Source organism: Microcoleus sp. Aus8_D2, from assembly GCF_036702665.1.
Lineage (GTDB): Bacteria > Cyanobacteriota > Cyanobacteriia > Cyanobacteriales > Microcoleaceae > Microcoleus.
On record NZ_JAUBUN010000008.1, the window covers coordinates 115,468 to 140,719 of the forward strand.

General features: G+C 45.6%; 17 protein-coding genes and 1 tRNA gene. 3 read left to right on the plus strand and 15 right to left on the minus strand.

Features of this window, described 5'->3' with window-relative positions; genetic code table 11:
- From QUB64_RS08905 to QUB64_RS08925, 5 genes are all read right to left on the minus strand, one after another.
- On the minus strand, window positions 1-4,407 hold a 4,407-nt coding region (locus tag QUB64_RS08905), incomplete at its 3' end, for an SdrD B-like domain-containing protein (protein ID WP_333268485.1).
- A 512-nt stretch (window positions 4,408-4,919) separates the two neighbouring features.
- Window positions 4,920-5,279, minus strand: coding sequence for an NIL domain-containing protein (locus QUB64_RS08910; RefSeq protein ID WP_333268486.1), 360 nt, complete (start codon window positions 5,277-5,279; stop codon window positions 4,920-4,922).
- Window positions 5,280-5,538: 259 nt separating this feature from the next.
- A complete protein-coding gene (gene cysW, locus QUB64_RS08915; RefSeq protein WP_333268488.1) occupies window positions 5,539-6,417 on the minus strand; it encodes a sulfate ABC transporter permease subunit CysW in 879 nt (292 codons plus the stop codon).
- Window positions 6,407-7,267, minus strand: a complete 861-nt coding sequence (gene cysT, locus QUB64_RS08920; protein WP_333268491.1) for a sulfate ABC transporter permease subunit CysT — start codon at window positions 7,265-7,267, stop codon at window positions 6,407-6,409. The genes cysW and cysT overlap by 11 nt, the downstream gene beginning before the upstream one ends.
- A gap of 221 nt (window positions 7,268-7,488) precedes the next feature.
- Entirely contained in the window at window positions 7,489-8,607 is a 1,119-nt protein-coding gene (locus QUB64_RS08925; RefSeq protein WP_333268492.1) for a sulfate ABC transporter substrate-binding protein, read from the minus strand.
- Window positions 8,608-9,211: 604 nt separating this feature from the next.
- Here QUB64_RS08925 and QUB64_RS08930 point away from each other — a divergent pair.
- Both QUB64_RS08930 and QUB64_RS08935 read left to right on the plus strand, forming a co-directional pair.
- Complete coding sequence (locus QUB64_RS08930) at window positions 9,212-11,371, plus strand: WD40 repeat domain-containing protein (RefSeq protein ID WP_333268495.1); 2,160 nt, start codon at window positions 9,212-9,214, stop codon at window positions 11,369-11,371.
- 410 nt (window positions 11,372-11,781) lie between these two features.
- Window positions 11,782-11,854: transfer RNA gene (locus tag QUB64_RS08935), tRNA-Thr, on the plus strand.
- Between the two features lie 627 nt (window positions 11,855-12,481).
- Here QUB64_RS08935 and QUB64_RS08940 read toward each other — a convergent pair.
- From QUB64_RS08940 to QUB64_RS08960, 5 genes are all read right to left on the minus strand, one after another.
- The gene (locus QUB64_RS08940; RefSeq protein WP_333268497.1) at window positions 12,482-14,131 is read right to left on the minus strand and encodes a hypothetical protein; all 1,650 of its coding nucleotides are present in this window, start codon (window positions 14,129-14,131) and stop codon (window positions 12,482-12,484) included.
- Between the two features lie 132 nt (window positions 14,132-14,263).
- Window positions 14,264-15,085 carry a hypothetical protein gene (locus QUB64_RS08945; RefSeq protein ID WP_333268499.1) on the minus strand — a complete coding sequence of 274 codons (822 nt, stop codon included), beginning with the start codon at window positions 15,083-15,085 and terminating at the stop codon, window positions 14,264-14,266.
- A gap of 279 nt (window positions 15,086-15,364) precedes the next feature.
- Entirely contained in the window at window positions 15,365-17,248 is a 1,884-nt protein-coding gene (locus QUB64_RS08950) for an aminopeptidase P family protein (RefSeq protein ID WP_333268501.1), read from the minus strand.
- 3 nt (window positions 17,249-17,251) lie between these two features.
- A complete protein-coding gene (locus QUB64_RS08955; RefSeq protein WP_442921641.1) occupies window positions 17,252-18,424 on the minus strand; it encodes a pyridoxal phosphate-dependent aminotransferase in 1,173 nt (390 codons plus the stop codon).
- Window positions 18,425-19,089: 665 nt separating this feature from the next.
- Window positions 19,090-22,131 carry an SMC family ATPase gene (locus QUB64_RS08960; RefSeq protein WP_333268503.1) on the minus strand — a complete coding sequence of 1,014 codons (3,042 nt, stop codon included), beginning with the start codon at window positions 22,129-22,131 and terminating at the stop codon, window positions 19,090-19,092.
- A 14-nt stretch (window positions 22,132-22,145) separates the two neighbouring features.
- On the opposite strand from QUB64_RS08960, the gene QUB64_RS08965 reads away from it, so the two are divergent.
- Entirely contained in the window at window positions 22,146-22,313 is a 168-nt protein-coding gene (locus QUB64_RS08965; RefSeq protein WP_333268505.1) for a hypothetical protein, read from the plus strand.
- A gap of 127 nt (window positions 22,314-22,440) precedes the next feature.
- Here QUB64_RS08965 and QUB64_RS08970 read toward each other — a convergent pair whose 3' ends face one another.
- The 5 genes from QUB64_RS08970 to QUB64_RS08990 form a co-directional block, all read right to left on the minus strand.
- Window positions 22,441-23,619 (minus strand): metallophosphoesterase family protein, encoded by a 1,179-nt coding sequence (locus QUB64_RS08970; protein ID WP_333268507.1) that lies wholly within the window; start codon window positions 23,617-23,619, stop codon window positions 22,441-22,443.
- Between the two features lie 43 nt (window positions 23,620-23,662).
- On the minus strand, window positions 23,663-24,004 hold the full coding sequence (locus QUB64_RS08975; RefSeq protein WP_333268509.1) for a DUF5615 family PIN-like protein: 342 nt from the start codon (window positions 24,002-24,004) through the stop codon (window positions 23,663-23,665).
- A gap of 3 nt (window positions 24,005-24,007) precedes the next feature.
- Window positions 24,008-24,334: a DUF433 domain-containing protein gene (locus tag QUB64_RS08980; RefSeq protein WP_333268511.1), complete on the minus strand. Its 327-nt coding sequence runs from the start codon at window positions 24,332-24,334 to the stop codon at window positions 24,008-24,010.
- 182 nt (window positions 24,335-24,516) lie between these two features.
- Complete coding sequence (locus QUB64_RS08985; RefSeq protein ID WP_333268514.1) at window positions 24,517-24,858, minus strand: DUF5615 family PIN-like protein; 342 nt, start codon at window positions 24,856-24,858, stop codon at window positions 24,517-24,519.
- A 3-nt stretch (window positions 24,859-24,861) separates the two neighbouring features.
- The gene (locus QUB64_RS08990; RefSeq protein WP_333268694.1) at window positions 24,862-25,188 is read right to left on the minus strand and encodes a DUF433 domain-containing protein; all 327 of its coding nucleotides are present in this window, start codon (window positions 25,186-25,188) and stop codon (window positions 24,862-24,864) included.
- Between the last annotated feature and the right edge of the window lie 64 nt (window positions 25,189-25,252).

A 25,252-nucleotide genomic window follows, 5' to 3' on the forward strand; every position in this document is an offset into this window, starting at 1 on the left:
CGGTGACGACGTGACCAATGGAGGTGTTGGTGTCGGCGTTGGAGGTGTCGGTGTCGGTGTCGTTACAGGAGAGTTCCCGAAGTTGACGCCGCTGACAATAGTTCCCGAAGTCAGCACGATGTCGTCGGGGTTTTTGGTGCTTTGGGTAAACCCAACTTTCTGGATTTCCCGGACGCTGTAGGTTCCCGGCGTGAGGTTCGCGAACAGGTAGTTGCCGCTGCTGTCTGTGGTAGTAACAACAGGAACAGGAGCAGGAGTAGGACCAGGAGCAGTTCCAGTTACCACCTTGGTTAACTGAATTTGGAAATCGGGTAAACCCGGTTCTCCGGCATCCTGAGTGCCATTTTTGTTAGTGTCTTGGAACTTCAGACCTCGGATCGTACCCGGTTGGGGCAGGAAGTTGCCGAAGTCAATGCCCGTCTTGTTCTCTGAGGGCTTAAGCGTAACGGCTGCGGGGTTGGGAGTCGTCTGCGTCCAGCCGTTTTGCTGGACTTCCCTTACCTGGAAAGTACCTGCGGGTATGTCCTTGAGAGTATATTTTCCATCTTTATCGGTGATCGTAGTCGGTTCGCCCTGCTGAAAGCTTTCTTTTGGGTCGATAATGTCGAGGAATATTTGCCAGTTAGCTAGTCCCGGTTCTCCGGCATCCTTAACGCCGTTGTTGTTGAGGTCATTGAATTTTTGACCGCTGATGGTGCCCGACTGGAAGTTCCCGAAATTGATGTTAGCGATGTCTTGACCGCTGGTGACAGTGATGTCAGCAGGGTCGGGGGTAGTTGCCGTCCAAGTATCCTGCAAGACTTCCCGCACCCTGTAGGTTCCTGCTGGCAAATCCAGGAATTTGTAGCCTGCGGCATCGGTTTGGGTGTTCGGTTCCCCGGTGTCGAGGCTGCCATTTTTGTTGCTATCGAGGAAGAATTGCCAGTTTGGTATTCCTGTTTCTGCTGGCAAATCTTGGACGCCGTTTGCGTTGAGGTCATTGAACTTCAGACCGCTAATCGTGTTCGGCTTGAAGTTGCCGAAGTTGTTGTCTTTGGAGTCGGTACCGCTGCTGATGTCGATCGTAAACGCGCCTGGGGCAGCGGGGGCCGTTTGCGTCCAGCCAGTTTGCGGTACTTCCCGGAGGTTGTACTTGCCGGCTACCAGGTTGGTGAACTGGTACTTACCGTCAGCATCGGTGACGGTGGCGTTAGTGCCAGTTTCTTCTGGTACTTGGTCTTGGACGCCGTTGTTGTTGGTATCCAAGTAGATTTTCCAGCCTGCTAGCGGTGGTTCGCCGGTATCTTGCGCGCCATTTTTGTTGAAGTCGTTAAATTTGATCCCGCTGATTTTGCCCAACTGGAAGTTCCCGAAGTTGGTGGGAAGGGCGGGGGTGTTGTTAATATCTGTGCCACTGACGGTAGTAATAGTAGTGGCGGCTGGGGGGACAGGGAAAGTTTGAAGCCAACCAGCCTGTGGCTCTTCCCGTAGGGAGTATGTACCAGGGCCAACGTTAGGAAAGGTGTAATTGCCAGAGCCATCAGTGGTAGCTGATACTGGCGCTGTTGTGACACCGCCGATGGGGATTAGGGAGATTTTCCACTCCTTTACTCCGGGTTCTGTCGCATCTTTGACGCCGTTCCCGTTGAGGTCGTTGAACTTCTGACCGCTGACAGTGATGTTTTTGAAGTTACCGAAGTTGAGACCCGGAACGGTAGCATTCGCGATCGTTGCGCCGCTTTGGGAGGCGATGTCGGCAGGATCGGTTGAAGTTTTTGTGGAGCCTGCGGGCACGACTTCTCGGACGCGGTAGGCAGCACCCCCAGCAAGAGGTGGCAAGTTTGGGAAACTGTAATTACCAGTTGCATTAGTGGTGGTACTACCGATCGTTGCCCCAGTGGTGGCGTTGAGCAAATTAATCGTAACGGGAGTAGTTACTGGCAGATCCCCTGCATCTTGAGTGCCGTTGCCGTTTTTATCATCAAATTTCAAACCACTGATGGTCATTAACTGGAAGTTGCCGAAGTCGGCACCAGTGACATCAGCATTACCAGTGTTGACTGTTGGTTTTAACGTCTGGAAGTATCCCGGTTGTAACGTTTCGAGGATATCAGTATTTGCCTTAGTGTCCGCAAGCGTGTATTGACCCAAAGTTGCAGGAACCGCAGAGCTAACAGCAGTCTTGCTTCCTGCGGTAATAGTCCATCCGCCTAGACCAGGATCTGTCGGAGCTTTAACGGCGTCGCCGTTGAGATCGTTGAATTTCTGACCCTGAACAACCGGCCCGTACTCGTAAGCACCGATGTCAATAGTCGGTTTACCCACAAGGGTATTGTCAATTTTCCGAGGGAAACCAGTGCCGCGCTGGTCGAAAGCAGTAGCGCCCACTGCTGTTATGGTTGGGTCGCCTCCACCGATGGCAGGGTTGCTGCTAGTAGTTACAGGGCTATTGTCAACTAGGGCAAGGGTCAAAGGAGTGGGAGCAGTTGCGCCGTTGAGTGCGGCAGTTGCTGCTAATACATTTGCCCGAGTAACTCCTGCTGGTAATTGTTGAGCAGCAGTCAAACCTGTGCTCCCCGTGAGGACTCCAATCAGGTTGTTGTTACCAGTAAATGCCCCAAATATATCGGGGGCTGCAAGACCAGTATTGCCAAGGACGATCGTATTTTTGAGACTGACAGTACCGCTGTTGTTGAAAATGCCTCCGGCACTAGCGTTTACCCCGAATATAGGTGACAGAGTACCAGTTCCGGCTGTGGAAGTGTTGTCAGCGATCGTGTTATTAACCAGGGTAGCAGTACCAGAGTTGATGAAAATTGCAGCGCCCGATCCCAAACCTGCACCTGCCGTAAGATCCCCAGCGTTCCCACCTGTGGCTTTGTTGCCATACAAGGTGCTGTTGGTCATCGTCAAGCTGCCATTGTTGAGCAAAATTGCCCCACCGTAGCCACTGCCACCACCACCCGCAGTCGTGCTACCAGCGCCAGCGGTGGGCGATGTGCCACCACCACCAAGCCCTGCACCTGCGCCACCGGCAACACCTCCAGTACCACCAACACCGCCAACACCGGGGGCAAGGCCGGTACCAGCGATACCACCGCCGCCACCACCGCCACCGGCAGTACCGCCATTACCGCCAGCGCCGGCATTACCGCCATTACCTACAGTGCCAGTACCCGCAGCGCCGCCAGCGCCACCAGCCCCGCCACCGCCGCCGCCAGCCCCGAAAGTGCCGACACCGCCAATGCCGCCAGCGCCTCCAGCGCCGCCGTTTGTGCCACCAGCACCACTTCCACCCACTCCACCAATACCACCATTACCGCCAGCACTGCCATTGCCGCCAGGTTCGCCCGCTTCCCCAGTGCCACCAGCAGCGCCATTGCTAGGCAAACCGGGGCGGCCATCTCTACCGTTGCTACCTGCTGTGCCTCCAAAAACAGTAGCCAAATCATTGCTACCACCTTTGCCACCGCTCCCAACAGCACCGTTACCGCCGATCGCCTGGTTGTTCGAGAAAGTCACTCTGTCAACAGTTACAATGCCAGTGTTGATAAAAAGTGCGCCGCCTAAACCGCCAGCGCCACCACCACCACCAACTGGTGCGTTGCCACCTAATGCTTTTGTAGAATCAATGGTGAGGTTGGAGATTGTGACTGGGTTTGTACCGCTATCAACTACCAAGCCGCGGAAATTATTAGCGCCGCTGATGCCAAAACCTCCGCCCACAATAATGGTGTTATCACTAATTTTTGGCAGCAGCCCCGTGAGGGAGATATTTCCACTGAGGGTAATTGTGTCAATACCAGTGTTGATGTTAGCAACATTGATGGCATTTACCAGTCCGTTAAAGTCGCCAGCAGTCTGGTTTAAGTCACCAAGCACGCCGCTATATGCCTCTCTCGCCTCTTGGGAAAATGCCACAGGAGTCTCTATCTTCCCCGTAGTCACTTCCAACACCCAGTCTCCACCGAGTGCGGCACTGCCGGTTAAGTTGTCGGATGCGGCAATATTTGCCCCCGTGAGCTGGCTCAGCCTTTGCACGAAAGCCACACCGGCTTCTGTGGCGGCGACGTTGCAACCGTAAAGCAGAATTTCAGGTTTAGCAGTAGTTGCAGAGTTCGAGTTTGCTTCGGCTGCTGGCAAAGCAAACCATTTTTCTAAATAATTGCGGTAGCTTTCAATGTTGTCGAGATTAAGTTCTGTTGCTCCCAGTTGCAAGCTGGCTGCTGCCCCGTGGGACAAAATGTGGACGGCTGCAATGTTTTTTCGCTGTTTAAGTGTTTCGGCTATTTGCTCGATGCCGTCGCGATCGCCCTTCAGAATAATAACTTCTGTATCGGAATTCGCAGTTTTTGTTAAACTTTCGCAATCTTTAACTTTTGAATCCGCAAAAACTATCTGGTGTTTCCGTTCTTTATAGACTTCCATGATTAAATTCCTCTGGTACACGCACAGGTTAAATTCATAACACAAACCAAACGCAGCAGCGATCGTACAGATTCCGCTGCGGATGCGAGTCGTTGGCGCACTTCGGAGCGATCAAACGGAAAGCCCGCCCCTACGGGGGCTACGCCAACGAAGAGGATCGCCCCTAACTTTCACCTAAATGGAATATTGACAAAAACCTTTTTTTATGCTTGCCGAGCATCACTGAGTCAGTTTGATGGTGTAGAAGTTTTAAAGGGGGATTTTGTTCCGGCTGTTACAATAATTTTCGATCGGACTTGCGCGCAGTTTTTGATGTCATTAGACTAGCCCAATTACCACCACGTTTTGTCAAAAAAGTCAAGCAAAAAAAATAACTAATGGCGATCGATCGCCATTAGTTACGAGCTGATGTTATTGATCTACGGTATTGACTCCACAGTTATTAGTTTTTAGCTGCTGACTAATAACTAACAAGCTCGCGCCGCCGAGCCTGTACCTTGAATAATCATCAATTACCAAGTTTCTTCATCGGGATTATTGGAATTGCTCCAGATTTCCACATCTAAATCATTGAGATAAATCAGAGCACTTTCAATCTCTTGACTTGTACCGTTAAGTTCCAAATCAAACCAACCGTCATCGGAAGTTTTGCCACCCAACAAAGCAGCATTAAAATTCACCGTCAAACCGTATTCCGAAATCAGGTTAGAGATGACAGGTTCCTGATGGTATTCTTTAGGAACACGAATGCGAATGCGGGTTTGAGTTGGTCTGTGGTCTCCGGACTCAGTGTGCGGGAGGTCTGATTGTTGAGTTTGGTGAAAATTGTCGATCGCCTCAAATTCAGGTTTGCTATTGTTCTGGTTTAACATTTCGGCCTCCTAATGTTTGCTTATTTGTTTCCGAGATTGGGTGCTGAAGTTGCCCCCTACATTGACTAACTAACTTGTAGGGTGCGTCAGGGCAAAAATTCTTAGTTTTTGTCACAATATTCAGCCCTGACGCACCCTACAATAACTTGCGCGCTCTTGATATATATATTTATAAAGAGCGCTGAAGCGCAACTACGTACCGCCTACGTTTACAGAGACTTGCGATTGGTTCAGCATGATAAAAATACGTGAGTGTTTTTTATTCTTCAACCTCCTTAATGCTAGTTTTCCGTTCCAAAATCTCCTTAAGCACGAGAGTAACAACAGCTAAAAAACCGAGAACTACCGCAGCAGAAAATGCTGCTTGCGTCGCGTACTGCTTGTAAGCATCCTCTACAAACAAAGGCAAAGTTTGGGTTTTTTTAGCAATATTTCCCGATACCACAGAAACAGCTCCAAATTCTCCCATTGCTCTAGCATTTGTCAAAATTACACCGTAAAGCAAGCCCCAACGAATATTCGGCAGCGTTACATTCCAGAAGATTTGCCAATCATTTGCTCCCAAAGTTTTCGCCGCTTCTTCTTGATCCGTTCCCACTTCTTCCAAAACAGGAATCACTTCGCGAGCGACAAAAGGTAGAGTGACAAAAGCAGTAGCCAGCACCATTCCTGGGAAGGCAAAGATAATCTTAATTCCGCCACTTTCCAGCAGCGGCCCGAACCATCCCAGGCGACCGTAAAGCAGTACAATCATTAAACCTGCAACTACGGGAGATATGGCAAACGGCACGTCTAGAATGGTGATTAATAGGGTGCGTCCGGGAAATTTATTGCGGCCGATTACCCAAGCTGCACATAAACCGAATACCGTATTTATAGGTACTACTATCAAAGCAATTAGCAGGGTAAGTTGTGCTGCGGATAGAAAATCGGGCGAGGTTAAGTTGGCGAAAAATGGCTCGACTCCCTTTTTGAAAGCTTGGTAAAAAACGTTGAGGGCCGGGATAAATAAGACGAGGCCGAGATAGGCGATCGCAATTGAGATCAAAGTGGGCTTTACCCATGCTTTTTCGTTGCCCCGCGAGGAACCCGCTGGCGGAATTGTGTAATTTTTTGATAATTTGATATCAGCCGTCATAGCGTCTCCTCCAGGCTTGTAAAATATTAATTGCGAACAGCATTGCTAGGGAAATACCTAACATGACTGTGCCGATTACTGTGGCTCCTGCATAGTCGTACTGTTCCAATCTTTGGAAAATTAAGACCGGAGCAATTAAATCTTTAAACGGTACGTTAGATGCTACAATTACCGTCGAACCGTACTCGCCAACTGCTCGGGAAAATCCGAGGGCAACTCCGGTTAAAATTGACGGAAAGAGCGGCGGTAAAACTACTCGCCAAAAGGTTTGAAATTGAGAAGCACCCAAGCACCAAGCTGCTTCTTCGATGTCTTTTTCCATTTCGTGTAAAACTGGCTGTACAGTCCGCACAATAAAGGGTAAGGAAATAAAGATCATTGCTATTCCTACGCCCAAGCGAGTGAATGAGATCTTGATTCCTAATGGTGCAAACAGCGAACCGATCCAGCCGTTATCGCTGTAAACTGTGGCGAGGGTTAAACCTGCGACGGATGTTGGTAGCGCAAATGGTAAATCGACTGCTGCATCGACAATCCGTTTTAAGGGAAAGTCGTAGCGGACTAATACCCAGGCGATTAATGTGCCGAAGACTCCGTTGATTAGGGCGGCGATTAATGATGTGACAAATGTGACATCGTAGGCGGAAATGGCGATCGGGCTTGTGGCTATTTTCCAAAATTCGCCGGGGTTTGCTGTGCTGGCTTTTAGCAGCATGGCTGTGACTGGGAGAAATAGCATGAGGCTGAGGTAGCCTATGGTGATTCCCCAAGGTAGTGTGATTTTGCCGATCGCTCTTTTGATATTTGCGATCGCAGATTGAGCGTTAGTTGCTGGAGATGATACTGTCATAAGGTGATTTTTAACCGCAGATGAACGCAGATAAACGCTGATTTACTCGTTGATTTCTTCGTTCCCAGGCTCTGCCTGGGAATGCCGATCTTAAGGCTCTGCCTTACTTTTTGACGAAACAGCAAGTGAGGAAGATACAAAAGGTTTAGATGGAGGCAGAGCCTCCGGATCTGCGTTTCCAGGCAGGGCCTGGGAACGAGTAACGAGTAAAAATTCGGGAATTACTGTCTAATTGAACCCTGGATTTTGTCAAAGGTGGCTCCGTCATCAAAGAATTTATTCTGAATTTCTCCCCAACCTCCCAAATCTTGAGCCGTAAATAGGGTTTTGACGGCGGGATATTTTTGGGCAAATTCTGCTTCTTTGGCGACTGTCTCATCTACTGGGCGAAATCCTGCTTTGGCAAATTCTCGCTGGGCTTCTGGGGTGTAGAGAAACTTGACAAATGCTTCGGCGACTTCGCGAGTGCCGTGTTTGTCCACGTTTTTATCGACGATCGCGATCGGATTGTCGATCGACACATTTACATCGGGAATAATATAACTCGGTTTTTCGCCTTTTTGACCTGCCAAAATAATCTCGTTTTCGTAGTTGATTAAGGCGTCGCCTTGGCCTTGTTTGAAAAATACATCGGTGGCTTCGCGGGCATCTTTGGTCAGAATCGGAACGTTTTTGTAGACTTTGGTGGTAAAGTCTAATGCTTTGGTGTCGTCTCCTCCGGTTTTGAGAATCGAACCCCAAAGTGCTAGGAAATTCCAGCGCGCAACTCCTGAGGTTTTGGGATCGGCGGTAATTAATTTCACTCCGTCTTTACCTAAATCTTCCCAGGTTTTAATGCCTTTGGGATTGCCTTCGCGGGTGACTATTGCTGCTACGGATTTGCTGACGATACCTTCGTTGGGGGCTTCTTTTTCCCAGCCTGGTTGGATGAGTCCGGCTTTCTCGATTTTGGCGGTGTCGAGGGCGAGGGCTAGGTGTACGATGTCTGCTTCTAATCCGTCAATTACTGCTCTGGTTTGGGAACCGGAACCGCCGTAACTTTGGCTGAAGGTGACGGTTTGTCCTTTTTCTTTTTGCCATTGTTCGATAAATTTGGGAATTATCGCTTCGTGGGCGGCTTTGGTGACGGCGAAGGAAACGAGGGTTAATTCTACTTTGCCTTTGTTGGCTGCTGGGGTTGTTGGTGTTCCCTGCTGGCAGGATACAATGGCCAGACTTAAAGTTATTCCCACTAAAAATAGGGACACAAATCTTTTCAGCGCAGTCAATGATTGATTTTTACCGACTGGTGGCTGTTGTGGCCGGTGAAATTGTTGAGTTAGGTGTTGCCACGGGGTCATTATATTTGTTCCTTTACTAAAGTACGGTTATTGGGTCGGAATACCGTAAATATGGTGGTGAAGTATGATTATAGACAAGCGCGGGTAAAAATGGCAACAAAAAACACATTCCGGGAACTCAGGGTCGATCGAATATCCTCAAGTCTTTTCCCTCGGTGCTGTCCACTCAGATTTGGCCTAAAATGTAAACCGTATAAACACTATGATTGAGTTAAGGTGCTAAGTCTGTAAAGTTGCACGATACGCCTTACGCATACGCTGACCTCGCTCAAAAACGGATACCGTGCCACGTACTTATACCATTTTCGATTGGCGATTTTCGAGGATTGATGACTGATGACTGATCAGATAAAGCTTTGGAGCACTCTGCTGACAGTTGCATTCTTTTTGGTAAGTGGTATGAGGTCGTAGAGGGCAAAAAATTTTAGACCCTAGTTCCAGCTCGTAGATTCACGGAGCTCGAAGTCAATCGCAAATCTCAAATCGCCAATCGCAAATCGATTGACCGATCGCCCAAATGTAGGCCCATGCCAAGAATCCCCGCCCAGCGGGATACGCCTGACTCGCGCGATCGCCCTTAAGTTAAGAAAAAGTTTTAACTGGTATGTCATTACCCCGCCCCGTCTCAGACACCCTAATTGAACTGTTGAAGCCTGTAGCCTGCGAATTGGGAGAAAGATTGGGAGCAAGCGCTGTCAACGAACGCTATGCAGATATTGAGCCGTCTGGTTCTTCTGCTTTGAACCAGCAAATCAAAAAAGACCCCCGCTGGATTAAAGCACAAGTGAAATATTTGCAGCGACAGCAGGCCCGAGAACAAGAGTTAATTGCGATCGCCGGCATAGAAGAAGAACGGGTAAAGGAAGAACGCGCCAATCGAATTAAAGCCGAAGAATTGAGAGATAAGCGGGCAATTAGTCGGCTTTGCCGCGAGTTGATGCGGGAGTTTCAATCAGAATCTATTCGGGTTAAACTGAACGAAATTCAACTTCTTTGGGACAAAGACAACTGGTTTTCTAATTTAAGCAGGCAGGAAACAGAACAGATTTTGCAGCAGCAGCAGCACCGATTGCTGTTGTTAGTTGCTCCCGCAAAAATTAGCCAAGATTGCCCGGATTCGTTTCGCCACAATCTAAATATCGAGCTGCCAGCTAAGTTGAGATCTTTTTTGAACCTGCACTACCCCCTGCACGGAGAATCCTGTCCGGTTCAGTTTTACGGAGACTATTTCAAAAAGGCGATTTCGGATATTGATGTGGAGCGGTTGCAGACTGTTTTGTCTCCCGTGCCGACAGCTATATTGTACAGCGATATCAGCGATTATGAAGTGAATTTTCATGTCGGTTTTTGGGGAATCATCAATCAGAGCGTTTCTCTAGTGGCGATGCAGCCTTGGAATTGGGAAGAAGTTTATCACCAGTTGGAGGCGGAGGGGAAAGATGAAAAGCTGAGCCTGCGGATTATTCGGCAAATAATTGTGACAATTCACAAGTTATTGGCGGCTTTTATAGCTGATTTGTATTATTTAAATATCGATTTTACTCACGAACCCCAGCTATTTAAATTAGAGGCGGAATTTGCTCAGGAATGGTTTTCTAAAGATTGGGTTATAGCGTATATGGAAACTCTTAAAGAAATTCAGGAGCAGCAGCGAATAACCTATAAGGGAGAGATGCGACGGCTGGCGCTGCGAGAGGCGAAAGCTAGGGCGGAACGCAAGCGTATTGAGGAGGAGGAACTCAAACGCAGAGAGGAAGCTGAGGCGGCATCTAAGCGGGCGAAGGAGTTAGCTCACAAGTTTAAAAATCTGAAATGGCGGTGCGCATACACGCTACCGGGACATTCATCGTTTGTGAATTCTCTGGCGATTAGTCCTGATGGCAAAATTATGGCTAGCGGCAGTTGGGATAGAACTATTAAGATTTGGAATTTAGAAACTGGGGAATTAATTGGCACTCTGACGGGACATTCCGATCGCGTAAATTCGGTGGCTATTAGCTATGACGGAAAAATGTTGGTCAGCGGCAGTTCGGACGAAACAATTAAGTTTTGGAATTTGTACAATGGCGATTTGCTGTGTACTTTTCCGGGACATTCTATGGAGGTGAATTCGGTGGCGATTAACCCGAAGGGCCAGGTAATTGCTAGCTGCGGCGGGGCTGATAATACGATCAAGCTTTGGAATTTGCGGACTGGTGAGTTGCTGCGGACTTTGAGGGGTCATTCTGATAATGTGAATGCGGTGGTTTTTAGCCCGGATGGTAAGATATTGGCGAGCGGCAGTTCGGATGCGACGAGCAAGGTTTGGGAGGTGGAAAGCGGTAAGTTGCTGCGGACTCTTTCGGGGTTGAATGTTGGGGTGAATTCTGTGGCGATCGCGCCGGACGGTCAAATTCTGGCTAGCGTCAGCAATGATTATACGATTAAGCTGCGGAATTTGCACACGGGCAGTTTGTTGCGGATTTTAAATTCTAATTCTGCGAAGGGAAAGGGTGTAGCGAATTTAGGGATGAATGAGGCTGTGCATATTTTGCGGAATTATGTGAGTCGGGGCGATTCGGTTGCTATTAGTCGAGACGGTTTGACTTTGGCTAGTGGCTGCGATGATAATACGATTAATATTTGGAGTTTGCAGACGGGGGAGCTGTTGAGCACTCTGAAGGGACATTCGGGTACGGTATACTCGGTGGCGATCGCACCTTCGGGCAATTTGCTAGCCAGCGGCAGCGCGGATGAGACAATCAAGATTTGGCGCTGCGATTAGTCCTCAGTCATTAGTCCTCAGTCATTAGTCTGTAGTTTAGATAATCTGCTTTGGCTGCGAGTCCGCCCGGTTTAAAGCCCGCAGCGAGAAGCTCAACAAAATTTACCCATGGAGGCGAGAAACCGGGTTTCTTGGAAAAATTTGGGTTGCGTAACGAGAAATATCGGAAGAAACCCGGTTTCTGAGGTTTCGGTGCACCCAGGAAGGGGCGAGAAACCGGGTTTCTTGGAAAAATTTGGGTTGAGTAACGAGAAATATCGGAAGAAACCCGGTTTCTGAGGTGTGGGTGTGCCCGAGAGACAATAATTTCGGTTCAGATCTTACGGGAAGAGGTTTTGGGGGAATTTGAAAAAAAAGTTGGCTGGAGGGGTTGCGCTAATGGCGATAAGTTTGCTATATTTAATTTTACTGCTGGTGTAACTCAGTTGGTAGAGTAGCTGATTTGTAATCAGCCTGTCGCAAGTTCGAGTCTTGTCACCAGCTTTATAGCTCAAACCAAGGTTAGATAAAACTTCTAGCCTTCTGCTCATTTCTAGGTATGAAGTGGGTCTAGTACCACAATACCTGTTTCATACCCCACTAAGGTCTTAAAGCTAGGCTTTATAAGTAAATCAAAATTCTTTAGATACAAAGATAATTACTGCCTAATAATTCTACTTGCCTAGACCCTAAGCTGTCACATCTCACTCTATCCCTCTTAAATCGAGTTTTAAGGCTCCTCTACACAATAAATGTAGATTCATACCCATACGTGCCTTATCGCTCCATGTAGCTCAATCTAGAGGCATATAATATGATTAGGTTTAATTATAGAAGCTTGATTTTGCATTGAAATAAATTATGTAATAGAAGCACATAGGGAAAGCGGGTTACTCTAACCTCAACCATTTAGCTATCATCTCTACTCTGTTCCTATAGATTCTCATATTTCTTATATACTTTCCTATATCACTTTTTACATATAATGTCCTATCTTAGTAGTGTATATATACCTGTTTTATTTGTTTACATCTACTAAATTTCATTCTTTTTACTGACTTAAGTCAAAGGCTTCATACTTTAGTAGAAAAAGCTAGGATAACTTACCAGATATACCCTAGCTAGTTTTTACTAAAATGTTTGTTCTGCTTTGATAGCTAACTCTAATGCTTTTTCCATCTCCTGTAAGTGAGTCAAAATGTCATGATTAGCAAGGTTAATTTCCCACTGAGAATCTAACTTTCTTAAATTGCTGTAAAGTTTATCAATCGGAGACTGTAGCCAAGCTTCAATGCTACCTGGACTAATTAACTCTATTTCCTCCATCGCTTTCTGTTTTTCCTCATTAGTTGTAGCTTGTTTTAGATTGTTCTGTGCCTTATTCTGTTTTTTCCGTTGCTCTTTCAGTAATAGATCGATTAGCTGTAACTTGATTCTGTGGGTATGGCGGATAACTCCTGAATCATAGAAGCTATGGGGAGTAAGTACACAACCGTTAGAAGCCCTGAACCCTAGAGAATGCTCTGACAGTTGATAGAATACATCAATCAAGTCCCTCCAAATAATCTTATCATGGTGCGGGTTTTTGTGGATTACCGCTGTCACTGCTAACATTAACACCCCTGGATCTGGTTTGTTAAAGATGGACTCGCCTAGTGTTATTGTCTCAGCGTCTTTATGTTTCCAGTGTTTCCAGTTGTTTGTCATTGCACCCATTAAGTCGCGAGCATTTTGCTCATTGTAAGTTCTTAGATTGTCGAGGTTTATTAACTCACCTTTAAGAACATTTGATGACGAGGGATCGAGGTAAGGTCTGACATATTTTAAAAATGTCTTGACGATTTGACCGTAACCCTTATGTGATGAATCGTAACCTACAATGCTAGATATCTTGGTCTCTTTAAAGACGTTGTTTTTTCCTGTGAGCGTTAGGTAATTTGAGCGGATATACTTACGAACCATCCTCTCTATCTGTAGTTGAGTAGAGTTGATTAATGGAGTTTCCTTAATCTCGCTACATTGTAAGAATTGCTGAATCTCTAAAACTGTCGCCCACTCAGGTTTAAAGTTAGTCTCGGTTGTAGTTAACATTGACTCTTTTTTATCTGTTTGAGGTGCTACTATTGCTATCTCCTGTTTGATTTCTAACTCTCCCTTATAGTAGATTTCTAAGAACTTTTGACCTCGCTCATAAACTGCCAATTGTAAATTATTAGTAGGGAACCGATCACTGAAAGATTTTTCTAAGTATTCTCTGATTTCTGAGATTTCAGCTCCCTTATGCCCAAAACGCGATTCTAGATTTGTACTGCATGAACGCACCCATCTGATGACCGAATTAACCTCTGACCCTGTTCCCCGTCTGTAATTTTTGCCGTAGTCCCGGATGATGTATTGGTATCTCTCAGTGTTTACCTGTTGAATGAATTGCCCTGTGCCTAGATTGTGATACCTGTAATAATTATCTCCTGTTATAGGTTTATAGTCAGCCCTATCGAGATACTTTTCTATGGTTTTGGTAGCTGCGAGTATATCAGCCGGATCTAATTTTTTACCTTCGTTTACATCTCGGAGTAGAGATTCTAACCTTGTGATTAGTTCATTTCTCTCTCTTAACTTATCTATGTTGACGTTCATTGCTTGATATTTTTCAATTATCCTCTCTAGATATGAGATAGATGTCAGCTTGGGGGAATGCCCTACTATATAGATGGCTAAAGCTAATTGATTAACTTTAATAGGTAGAGCTTGAATGTCATATAACCTACCAGCCGGAACCATTTTAAAGATACACGGTACAGTACCTAAAACACCCTTATAGACTAATTGACCGGATACTGCCTTACTACCGTCTAGTAAATAGGGCTTGATTTTATTCGATTCTAGCCTTTGATGCTGTGGGGTTTTATTTTCCTATACATTAGGGTGGTCAATCCCTTTGAATGTGATAGGTGCGATTTCGTCTTCTCGTTCGTATTCTCGAAAATCTACTAACTCCTTGTGTGAATTGTGTTCAAACTTGCTAGTATCTACCAATTCTTTTGCTCGTTTATATTCTTTTTCCCAATCAGCATAACTCATTAATTCAATGACTTTAGAGGGAACCTCTTCTAAATATTTCTTAAGAGATATTTGTTTATCCAATAAACCAAATACATAGTAAAGGATATCTCTCAAAATATATTCACTAGCAGGAACACACAAATAATCAAGAAAATTTAAAAGAATTATCTGATTTCTCTCCGATACTAACTCATTACTTTGATACCAATTTTTAGCGAGATTTCCCAGGTGTTTTCTATTTAGATTAAACCACCTTACCCAAGACTCGATATCAATTTTATATGTAGAAACTAAGCTTTTACCTTCAGCTATTTGAGTATAAAGCTGAGTAGATAATATTTGTCGATATCGGATTATTGCTCGTTCAACAATCCCTCTAAATTTAGTTTGGAATTCTTGTAAGCTTTGTTCTCTCTTATATGAATCACTAGATTGTGTATTACTATGGCTCTCTGTTCTCCACGGACACTCTTTGCCTGTATCTCTAAAATGAGAGAAGTGAGAAACTCTCTCTATACCTTGCTTAAAAAACACAAGTTCTCTACACTTCTCACAAATTAGACCTAGCTCTTCATAAGATTTATAGTTTAGTCTATAATCATCAGGTGTAAATTTCTCATTTGAAAAGATAGATATTGCACAAGAAATAGATACTTCTGATTCTGCTTTCATAAAACTTAATCCCTTATCCTTGGTAATTTTCTGTTAGAGTATCAGGGATAAACAGTTTAGTTCTATTAGCTATAGACGCTAAATATCTGCTTATTTTCTATTTTATTGTCATTACCTTAGTCTGTTAACAGGTCTTTAGGATATTGTGTCTGAGAGTGTATGCGTTGGGAGTAGTTGAAGACGTATCAGTAGTTTGATTACTTCCCTTGGGGCTGGTTCGCGTGCCCGCCCCACAAGAGTTTCCCGAAAAATACGTGCACAAGTTAAATGTGCGACAAATTACAAGGCTTTACCTAACGCAGTGCAGGCTTTTTTCAACCATTCAATTGTTGCTGCATCAAGTACGGGTTCCAATTTCTCGACTACTGAAGCGTGATAATTATTCAACCATGCTAGTTGAGTCTTTGACAGCCGATCGACATCAATCAATTTCCTTTCAAACGGAATATACGTCAGCGGTTCAAATCCGTACCAAACTGTACCGTTTTTTGACGGCATTTCCCTGACAACGTAGAGATTTTCGAGGCGAATTCCGCCCCATCCCGGTTCGTAATATCCCGGTTCGATACTGGTTACCATTCCCGGTTCCAGGGGATATTGTACAGATTTGCTGATACCGTTGGGGCCTTCGTGACCGGCTAAAAACGCGCCGACTCCGTGGCCGGTACCGTGTCCGTAGTCTAGCTGTTCTTGCCATAATACCGCACGGGCGATCGCGTCTAACTGCGATCCGGTTGTGCCTTTGGGGAATTGCTGCACCGCACAGTTGATGTGCGCGATTAAAACTGTGGTGTAGTGTTCGATTTGCTGCGTTGTCGGTTCCCCGACAATCGTGGTTCTGGTGTCGTCTGTTGTACCGGCTAGATACTGTGCGCCTGAGTCTAGGAGGAGCAATTCTCCGGGTTTTAACGTGATTTCGGGGCTGGGAGTGCCGTAATGTACGATCGAGCTATTTGCTCCCGCACCTGCGATCGTTCTAAATGTTAAAATGTGAAAATCAGTTTCTTGCTGATAAAAACTTTCGATGCTTTCTTTAACATCAAACTCCGTCAATACATTACCACTTTCTAGCTGTTCTGTCAACCACTTTAAAGTTAGAATTTTAGCTCGACTTGCCTTAAAATTGGCAGATTTCATCTGCTCGATTTCCACAGAATTTTTCCGAGCTTTCATCCCTTCTACCGGATTCGGATCGAAAACTATTTCTATCTTATTTTCACTAGCCTTTTGCTGATTTAACAGTAACTGGTAAGTGCCTGCTGTGCTGTGTTTCGCATCTAAAAGCACCCGAACTTGTTTCGGCAAATTCAAGCAACCTTCTAAAGTTGACGGATAGTCGGCGTAGGGAAGCAAAGTTACAGCAGCAGTCAATTCTTGCTTGATTTCTGGTGAAACTCGTTCGAGGTTGGTAAACAAAAACGCAGCATCTGCGGTGACAATCGCGTAGGATATGAAAATCGGAATGTGGGGAATATCCGAGCCTCGCAGATTGAACAGCCACGCTATTTGATTCAAGTTGCTAATCGGGAGCAAGTCGATGTTAGCTTTCTGCATCGCTTCCCTGACTCTGGCTAATTTTTGGGCGCAGGTTTCTCCGGTCAGGGATGCTGGTAAGCTAAATATGGGAGATTCGTCAATTGCGGGTAAAGTCTCTACTGTTTGTCGAACCTTGTCTGCTAAATTCTCCGAGATAGATACCAGCTCAATTCCAGCAGTCGCCAATTTTTTCACCCAATTTTGATAGGGCTCTGTCCCGACGGTAAACTGGTCAAAACCGAATCTAATTTGAGTTGATTTTTGGGCCGAGTCGGCCGCCAGTTTTTCTAAAGTTTCAATCAAGCTTAAATTTCCTTCTAAGCCGAGTTTCGATATTTGAATAATTCCCGTATCGACTTGTAACTCTGCTTGTTCGTAATAGCGGGAATCCACAAACAACCAAGCAGAATTTTTGCCAACTAACAAATCGCCTGCTGAGCCTGTAAAACCAGAAATCCAAGCTCGCCGCTGCTTGGCTGCTGGGACTGATAAATTTAAGTGTTCGTCAACTGCTGGGATGAAATAGCAATCTAAGTCATAGTTTGCCATGAAAGCGCGCAAATCAGAGATTTTGGCTGAGATTGATAGTTGATTGTTTTGAAGATTTTTCAAATTGCTAGCAATCATATCTTATGCTCCTAAAATTGTTTTCAAACCTTTGACCAATCTCCTAATTCCGGCGGTAGCGGTTGCTTTCTCCAGAGCACCGTAAGCAACGCGCAAATAGCAGCCGCTATCCATGCCGAAGGTTGTACCGGGAAGCACTGCTACATGATGTTCGCGAATTAATTTTTCTACTAATTCCATTGTATCGAGCTGTGTGTCTACTTTCAAGAAAAAGTAGAAAGCTCCGGCGGCTGGGGAAATTGTACACAAATTGGGGATGGTATTGAGTTCGTCTAATACGAGTTGGCGCACAGATGCGATCGCCCTTACATAATTATCGCAGTAAATTCGACCAACTTGCAAGGCTCCCAGGGCTGCATACTGGGAAATTACGGGCGGACAAATTAAGATGGTGTCTTGAATTTTCCTCACCGAAACCAGCAAATGCTCTGGGATTACCATGTACCCGATGCGCCAACTCGCAAAACCGTAGGCTTTGGAAAGGCTAAACAGGGAAATTGTATGTTCGCTGCTGTTGGGAAAAGCTGCGGGCGAACAGTGTTTCGCGCCGTCATAGGTAAAATATTCGTAGGCTTCATCGCTGATGTGATAGATGTTGTGTTGGCGGCAAATTTCGTTCACTTCCCGGAGTGCTTCGGGAGAATAAACCACGCCTGTTGGGTTGTTTGGTGAAATGGTGACGATGGCTCGCGTTTTGTCGGTGATTGCTTTTTTAATTGCAGCAATATTGAGTTGATAGTTGGCGTCGGTTTCTACTATCACGGGGTGACAATTTGCCATGACTGCCGCCATTTCGTGGTTGAAGTAATAGGGTGATTGGATGATAACTTCGTCGCCCGCCGAGGTGATGGCGAGGATGGCGTTGGTAAATCCCATGTTGCTGCCTGCGGTAACGACAATGCAGTTTTTGCTGTTAATTTCTATGCCGTTATCTGTTCTGAGTTTGGCTGCGATGGCATTTTGTAATTGTGGAATTCCTTCGACGGCTTTGTATTTGTGATTGTCGGGATTTGCGAAGAATTCGGGGATTTTTTCCCAGGCTTCTTGGGGCGGATTGTAGTAAACTATGCCTTGTCCTAAGGATATGGTTCCCTGATTTTGCCGGATGAGTTCGCCAACTACTGGAATTATTGGCGATTGTACCGATTGCATTCGAGTTGGGTGATTGTCGATCATATATTAGAGGAAATTTTAGAGGGTAATTCAAACAGTAGGGTGCGTCAGGCGAAAATAGTCTGTTTGCGGTCAAAATTTTTAGAGCTGACGCACTCTACAATTACTACAATTATTGACTAGCCGTAGGGTGCCTCAGGCGAAAATTATCTGTCTATCGTCTTCATATTCTCACTGACGCACCCTACAAGAATTACAACTTACTTGATTCTAAGATAATTAAACTCTTTTTGCTTGTTAACAGGCTCTGCCTGGTAACGCATATTCGGAGGCTCTGCCTCCTTTTAGCGAGTAATTCAAACAGTAGGGTGCGTCAGGCGAAAATTATCTGTTTGTGTTCGTTATCTTCTCATCTGACGCACCCTACAATTACTACAATCACTGATTAACCGTAGGGTGCGTCAGGCGAAAATTATCTGTTTGTAGTCCTTATCTTCTCATCTGACGCACCCTACAATTACTACAATCACTGATTAACCGTAGGGTGCGTCAGGAGGGAATTGTCTGTTTGTGTTTGTTATTTTCTCGTCTGACGCACCCTACAATTACTACAATCACTGATTAACCGTAGGGTGCGTCAGGCGCAGATTATCTGTTTGTGGTCGTTATCTTCTCATCTGACGCACCCTACAATTACTACAAAAACTCCGAACTTCATTATCATCGAATTAAACTTTTTCTATTTCTATTCTAGAGCCTTGGGGCGACTTAAATACTTTAACTTGGGCGGGCAATCTTTCGCCCAATCCTCGAACGTGGGTAATCACTCCAATCAGCCTTTCTCGCTGGCGCAATGATTCTAAAATTTGAGTGACGCTTTCGAGAGTTTCTGCATCTAATGTGCCGAATCCTTCATCGAGAAATAAGCTACCTAGTTGAGCTCCTTGAGACAGCTTTTCTGACAAAGCTAAAGCCATTGACAAGGAAGTGGCGAAGGTTTCGCCGCCGGAAAGAGTTCGCACTCGTCTAGCTTCGCCGCCATTCCAATTATCTGTTACCCAGTATTCGCCTTCTTGGTTTTTTAATTTGTAGCGATTTTCGGTTAATTCTTCCAAGATTAAGGTGGCGCTGCCGACTAATTCTGCTTCTAAATGTTCTAAAATGTAGGATTGAAATTCGTTGGATTTCAGATTTTGTGCTAAGGTGTGATAGGTTTGTTCTTGTTCTGTGAAATTTGCGATCTGCTGGGACAGTCTTTCGGCTTGTTCGAGGGTTTGGGCGGCTACTTGTATCCACGCTAAAAGTTCGGCGCGGTTGTTGTTGGCTTGTTTGAAGTTTTCTTGGGCGGTGTGTTTTGCCGATCGCGCTCGTGCTAAAGTATCTTCATCGGTAGTCCTGCCTGCGATCGCCTCCTGTAAATCCTTCGCCCGCGTCTCCAACTGAATTTTTGACTCGCGCACAGAGCGAATCGCATTTTCCCACTGCGATTGTTCGTTAACGGGCGCCACGGCTGCTAAAAATGTCTCTTCTGTGAAATCAGCCGCTGTTAATTTTGCTAACCAATCCTGGTTTAACTGCTGTTTGCTAGCTTGCGCTTCTGCATAAACTTCTCCAGCTTGTTGTTCTCTCTCTGCTGCTTGAATAGCAGTATTTTGAGCGGTTTGATACAATTTTTCGGCAATTTTTAGCAGATTGGCCAGCTCTTGCTTGTCTTCTGCTAAGGCTTTTGCTAAATTAGCATAGGGTTGATATTCCGTAATTTGATAAAGAGCATTCACACAACTTTGCAATTGCTGCTGGCGGCGGTCTGATTCGGCGATCGCATCTTGATATTCTTGCTGTTTAGTTGCTTGATTCGTCACAGCAACATTAAATCTGTGTTCGTAATTATTATATTCCAGCGATGCGAGCTGGAATTGCTGCTCGGTTTCGCGGTATTGGCGATCGCTCTCTGCAAGTATAACCAACTCCTGCTGCAATTGCAAGACTTCCCACTCAGGATTTCCCAGAACTTGAGTGATTTGCTGCTGCAATTCGGCAACTCTCTTCTCTGTCACTTCCAATGTTCGAGCAATTTCTGACTGTTTTTGCTCGCAGGCTGAAACTGCACTTTTCCCCTCAGCCACAGCCATTTGAGCAGCTTGCAAAACCTGATTTGCATCCGTAACTTTCCGTCGCAAACCAGCAACATCGACAATCTTAGAACTTGGCAAAGCAGGGAGCAAATCGCTCTCAGGATGCACCCCCCCGCATACCGGACAAGTATCGCCAGCATTCAGCGACATCCTGACAGCAGCCACACTCTCTAAACGCGCCGCTTCCGCATTAGCAGTTTCCACCGCTTCCAACTCGCCACTGCACTCTTTTAGCTTGATTTGTGCCGCTGCTAAATTAGTTGCCACCTGCACATAATTCTGTTCGGCGCTTGCTTTTTGGGCAACAGATTTATTCAACTGTTCGCGCTGAGTTTTTACCTGTTTGGCAATTAGCTGAATTTCCATCAATAAAGGTGCAACTTCCTGCAACTCATTAAAACGCTTGCCTGCGGGCGAATACTTTTCGAGCATTGCCGCTACTTGAGTAACCCGAAAACCCGCCGCCTGAATTTTAGTGTTAGCAGCTTGCAGTTCTTTATCTGCTACTTGGAGAAAGCGGAGTTTTTCCTGTTGGTTTTTCTGGGCGAGGGCAACTTCTTTATCTAATTGAGCGCGCTGTTCTTCATATACTTTGGCAGCAGCTAGAGCATCTTCGCGAGCCTTAATTTCGGGTGCTAGTGCCTCGGATTTGGCTTGTGCAGCCTCAAGTTTCTGCTGCTCTGCTGCTAGCTCCGAACGAGCTTTAATTAACCGTTCTCGCGCCGATATAGCAGCACTTTCGGCAGTTTCATACTGACTGCGAGCCGATCGCACTAACGCCCAATCTCCCTGCAAATGGTTGGCAGCTTGCGCTCTTTCCAAGCGCTGTGCTAAAATTGTTATCTCGGCGGAACTAGCATTTAATTGCGCTAATTCTTGTTCCAACTCTTGCCAGCGAGCGATTTGGGAAAATAGCTGTTCTTCTTCATCCAGAGCCTTTTGAGCTTGCATAACAGCGCGCTCGAACTCGGGTAACTGCCGCTCTAAAACCCAAAGTTGCGATCGTTTTAGCTCCACCTCAGCCGCCGCCGGCGCGCTCAACTCAGCTAGCTGCCTTTCCACCATTTCGCGTTCTTGTTTCAACAGCTTTGCAAGGTCGTTTGCTTCCTTCCGCATCTGCTCAAAAATCTCAAATCCCGCTAATTGCCGCAAAATTTCTCTGCGCTTAGAAGTATCCCCTTTAATAAACTCATCAAACTTGCCTTGTGGCAGAATAATCGCTCTAGTAAAAGTATCAAAATCCATTCCTAAAATCTGTTCAATCGTATTTTGAACAGCAACAATACTCGTTCCCAAAGTTTCCCAATCCCCATTTTGCCAACTTTCCAAAATCACCTTATTTTCAGGAGATTTCGGACGAAAACGCCACCTACGAGTCACTCGATACTGTACCAAACCTACAGTAAAACGCAACTGCACCTTGAGATTTTCGCTACCTTGACTTGCCAAATCGCCTACTTGTTTACCGCTGCGAGTGGTCGTCCCAAAAAGCGCGTAAGTCATCGCATCTAGCAGCGAAGATTTACCCGCACCAGTAGCACCAGTAATGGCAAACAAATCGAGTTCAGAAAAATCTAAACGCTGTTCCCGGCGGAAGCTAGTAAATCCTTCGAGCAAAAGTTCTAGTGGACGCATAAACGATTTTAGATTTGGGGCATGGGGCATGGGGCATGGGGCATGGGGCATGGGGCATGGGCACTCGCAGGGCAGTGGGGCATGGGGCATGGGGCATAGGGCATTGGGAATTGGGGAATTTAAAAATCTCGCTTTTAGAGTCGTTATTTTTTACCAACCCATCCAGGCAACGAGTTAAATGACAGATTACCGATTAGCGATTACCAAATCCCCAATTACCTATTACCGATTACCCATTACCCATTACCAATGACTAATGACTACTGACTAATGACTACTGACTACTGACTACTGACTACTGACTACTGACTACTGACTATTAACTGTTTCCTTAAACTTCTGGTACAAATTCTGAAATTCCTCCAATACAGGGGGTTGCGGTGTTGTTCCCAAGCGGTTTTGATAGTAGTTGCAGAACTCTGCTGCTGGATCGAAATTGTTGGGATCGATATTAGTGCTCTCTGTGGGTTCTAGCGGTGCATCCCGATAGCGCGGCTCAATTAACAGCGCTTGAGAACAGATTTGCCTGACGCGATCGGCTAATCCGATTTGCGGGCTATCTAGTTCGACAATTACCTTCAAGAAACCAGGATGATACTGATGAGCTTCTAAAGTAGCATCGAGATTGTCATTATCACATTGAAGCACTTTTAAGGGTTTGTGGCAAGCCACAGGTCTAAATTCTACTTTGGCTTGACTTCCAGGCTCAACTTCGATTAAGCAAAATCCTTTTTCCTGTTCCGCTTCTCCGAAATCTAACTGAATTAAAGAACCAGAATAATAAGCGGGAGAACTCTTAGCAATGCGCTGGTGAATGTGGATGTGTCCGAGGGCGATATATTGAGCTTCTGGCGGCAGAGTTTGCGATGATAGCAGGTATTTGTCTCGGGTGTAGTAAGCGACTTCGGATTTCGCTAAGCGAGCGCCGTCAATGCTCATGTGTCCCATCAGCATATTCACTGTATTATCTCGAAAATCTGTCGTTAAATTTTGCAGTAAATCTGCTACAATCTCGCGGTAATCTTGGCGGCGGTTGGCGTCGCCGGAGTGCCAGAGAGAATTGGCATCTAACAGTCTTTGTTCGGAAGCAAAAGGCATTGCTCCCACGCACAGTTTACCACTTTTGGTATTAAGAGTAATCGTGCCGCCGTCTGCCGATCGCCTGGGTTTACCTAAAGCGCGAACGCCGGCGAGGGATAGCAGTTGCGCGATGCTGTCGATGCGGGATGCTGAATCGTGATTGCCGGCGATCGCAATTGCGGGAATTTCGGCAGCTTGGAGTTCGCAAAAAAAGTGATAGGCTATGCGCTCAGCGTAAGCTGGAGGGTTGGGAACGTCAAAAATGTCTCCGGCTACCAACACAGCATCGACATCTAGCTCTTTGGCTTGTTTCAAAATCTGTTCCAGGGCGATCGCAATTTCAGAAGTGCGATCGATTCCTCGAAAACGTCGCCCCAAATGCCAGTCAGCAGTATGAATTATTCGCATAGTATGAGTGCATTCTAGACTAAATGTATTCTATAACTTATAATCAGTCCGACGGGCGGTTAACTCGAATCAGCATACCTCTCAAAGTTTCGAGATTAGAAATAGCCTCATCAATCCGCGCCGCCAGCCGCTCTCTATTTGAATCATCTTTACAAACAATGATACCAGCATGGTCTGGTTGTAATGTATGCAGCTTGATAAAATGACGGCGATTGAGCGTTAAAATAGCGCGGTCAATACTCAATGCAAAAGCTAATACTTCTTCATCAGGAATTTTTTGATTAGCATTTCCTGCTTCCTGTACTGTCAGAACATCGTGACCAAAAGTCCTTATAAATTCTACCACTCGTTTTGGGTATTGTTCATCTGCATAAAAACGTGCCACTTTTCAATCATCCTCATTTTGTTGAATTGCTGTTTCAATCTCGTCAGGATATACCTCAGCATAAGCCCAAGCATTCGCCAAGTCAGCCGCACGCAGAGTCGGATAATCTTCTAGGAGTTCAGATTCAGAAATACCTAGACGGCGAGCATTCACCAACACCCAAACCGGAATCCGTGTTTGTCTGATGCAAGCATCGCCACCACACACGCCAGGAGTCTTTTGAATTCCAGACCAAAAGTTGGTTAAACTTTGGGCTAAAAGTTGTATAGCTTGAGTCTTTTCCTCTGGACTTAACGCCAAGAGTTGCGGTTGTAATTCTTTCAGTGTCATGTTCGTAATTAGTGAGGAAAATCTACTTTTTTTTACCATCAAACTATTCTAGCACTTCCCCTCCCAAATTGTATTCAACATATTTAACGGTCAATCGTAGGGTGCGGCGAACCAAAGCGGAGAACAGAATTATTGGCATAGTATGAGTGCATTCCAGACTAGATGTATTCTCTAACTTATAATCAGTCCGACGGGCGGTTAACTCGAATCAGCATACCTCTCAAAGTTTCGAGATTAGAAATAGCCTCATCAATCCGCGCCGCCAGCCGCTCCAAATTTTGATCGTTCGTGCATACAATAATCCCATTATGGTCAGAACTTAACTTGTGCAGTCGAATAAAATCTGGTCTATTTAGTGTCACAACTGCGCGATTCGTGCTAACAGCAAAAGCTAGAACTTCATCATCAGGTATCTTTTGATTTGCTTTCCCCGCTTCTTGAACTGTCAGGACATCATGCCCCAAATTGCGGAGAAGTTTTACAACCGGAAACGGGTATTGTTCGTCTGCATAAATACGAGGCACAGTCTATGCTTCTTCTTGCTCTAGAATAGCTCGATCGATCTCATCAACCTGTGCCTCAGCATAAGCAAAAGCATTGACCAAATCGGCAGCACTCAGATCGGGATGACCTTCTAAAATATGAGCATCGCTAGCACCTTGACGGCGATAACTTATTAACAACCAAACAGGAATGCGAGTTTGTCTGATACAAGCTTCGCCGCCCATTACGCCGGGAGTTTTTTGAATTCCAGACCAAAAGTTGGTTAAACTTTGGGCTAAAAATTGTATAGCTTGAGTCTTTTCTTCAGCAGTTAACGCCAGGAGTTGTGGTTGTAATTCTTTCAGTGTCATATTGGCAGTTATTGAGTTCATAAATATTAACTTGTTTTGGCATACAGGTATTCTAGCCACTCCT

What these genes read in the sequence shown, in the direction of transcription:
- QUB64_RS08925 (WP_333268492.1), bottom strand. Translation starts at nt 8,607, where the DNA reads ATGACCCCGTGGCAACACCTAACTCAACAATTTCACCGGCCACAACAG.
- QUB64_RS08910 (WP_333268486.1), bottom strand. Translation starts at nt 5,279, where the DNA reads ATGTTAAACCAGAACAATAGCAAACCTGAATTTGAGGCGATCGACAAT.
- QUB64_RS08980 (WP_333268511.1), bottom strand. Translation starts at nt 24,334, where the DNA reads ATGACACTGAAAGAATTACAACCGCAACTCTTGGCGTTAAGTCCAGAG.
- cysT (WP_333268491.1), bottom strand. Translation starts at nt 7,267, where the DNA reads ATGACAGTATCATCTCCAGCAACTAACGCTCAATCTGCGATCGCAAAT.
- QUB64_RS08945 (WP_333268499.1), bottom strand. Translation starts at nt 15,085, where the DNA reads ATGAAAGCAGAATCAGAAGTATCTATTTCTTGTGCAATATCTATCTTT.
- QUB64_RS08940 (WP_333268497.1), bottom strand. Translation starts at nt 14,131, where the DNA reads ATGGTTCCGGCTGGTAGGTTATATGACATTCAAGCTCTACCTATTAAA.
- QUB64_RS08990 (WP_333268694.1), bottom strand. Translation starts at nt 25,188, where the DNA reads ATGACACTGAAAGAATTACAACCACAACTCCTGGCGTTAACTGCTGAA.
- QUB64_RS08930 (WP_333268495.1), top strand. Translation starts at nt 9,212, where the DNA reads ATGTCATTACCCCGCCCCGTCTCAGACACCCTAATTGAACTGTTGAAG.
- cysW (WP_333268488.1), bottom strand. Translation starts at nt 6,417, where the DNA reads ATGACGGCTGATATCAAATTATCAAAAAATTACACAATTCCGCCAGCG.
- QUB64_RS08970 (WP_333268507.1), bottom strand. Translation starts at nt 23,619, where the DNA reads ATGCGAATAATTCATACTGCTGACTGGCATTTGGGGCGACGTTTTCGA.
- QUB64_RS08960 (WP_333268503.1), bottom strand. Translation starts at nt 22,131, where the DNA reads ATGCGTCCACTAGAACTTTTGCTCGAAGGATTTACTAGCTTCCGCCGG.
- QUB64_RS08950 (WP_333268501.1), bottom strand. Translation starts at nt 17,248, where the DNA reads ATGATTGCTAGCAATTTGAAAAATCTTCAAAACAATCAACTATCAATC.
- QUB64_RS08955 (WP_442921641.1), bottom strand. Translation starts at nt 18,424, where the DNA reads ATGATCGACAATCACCCAACTCGAATGCAATCGGTACAATCGCCAATA.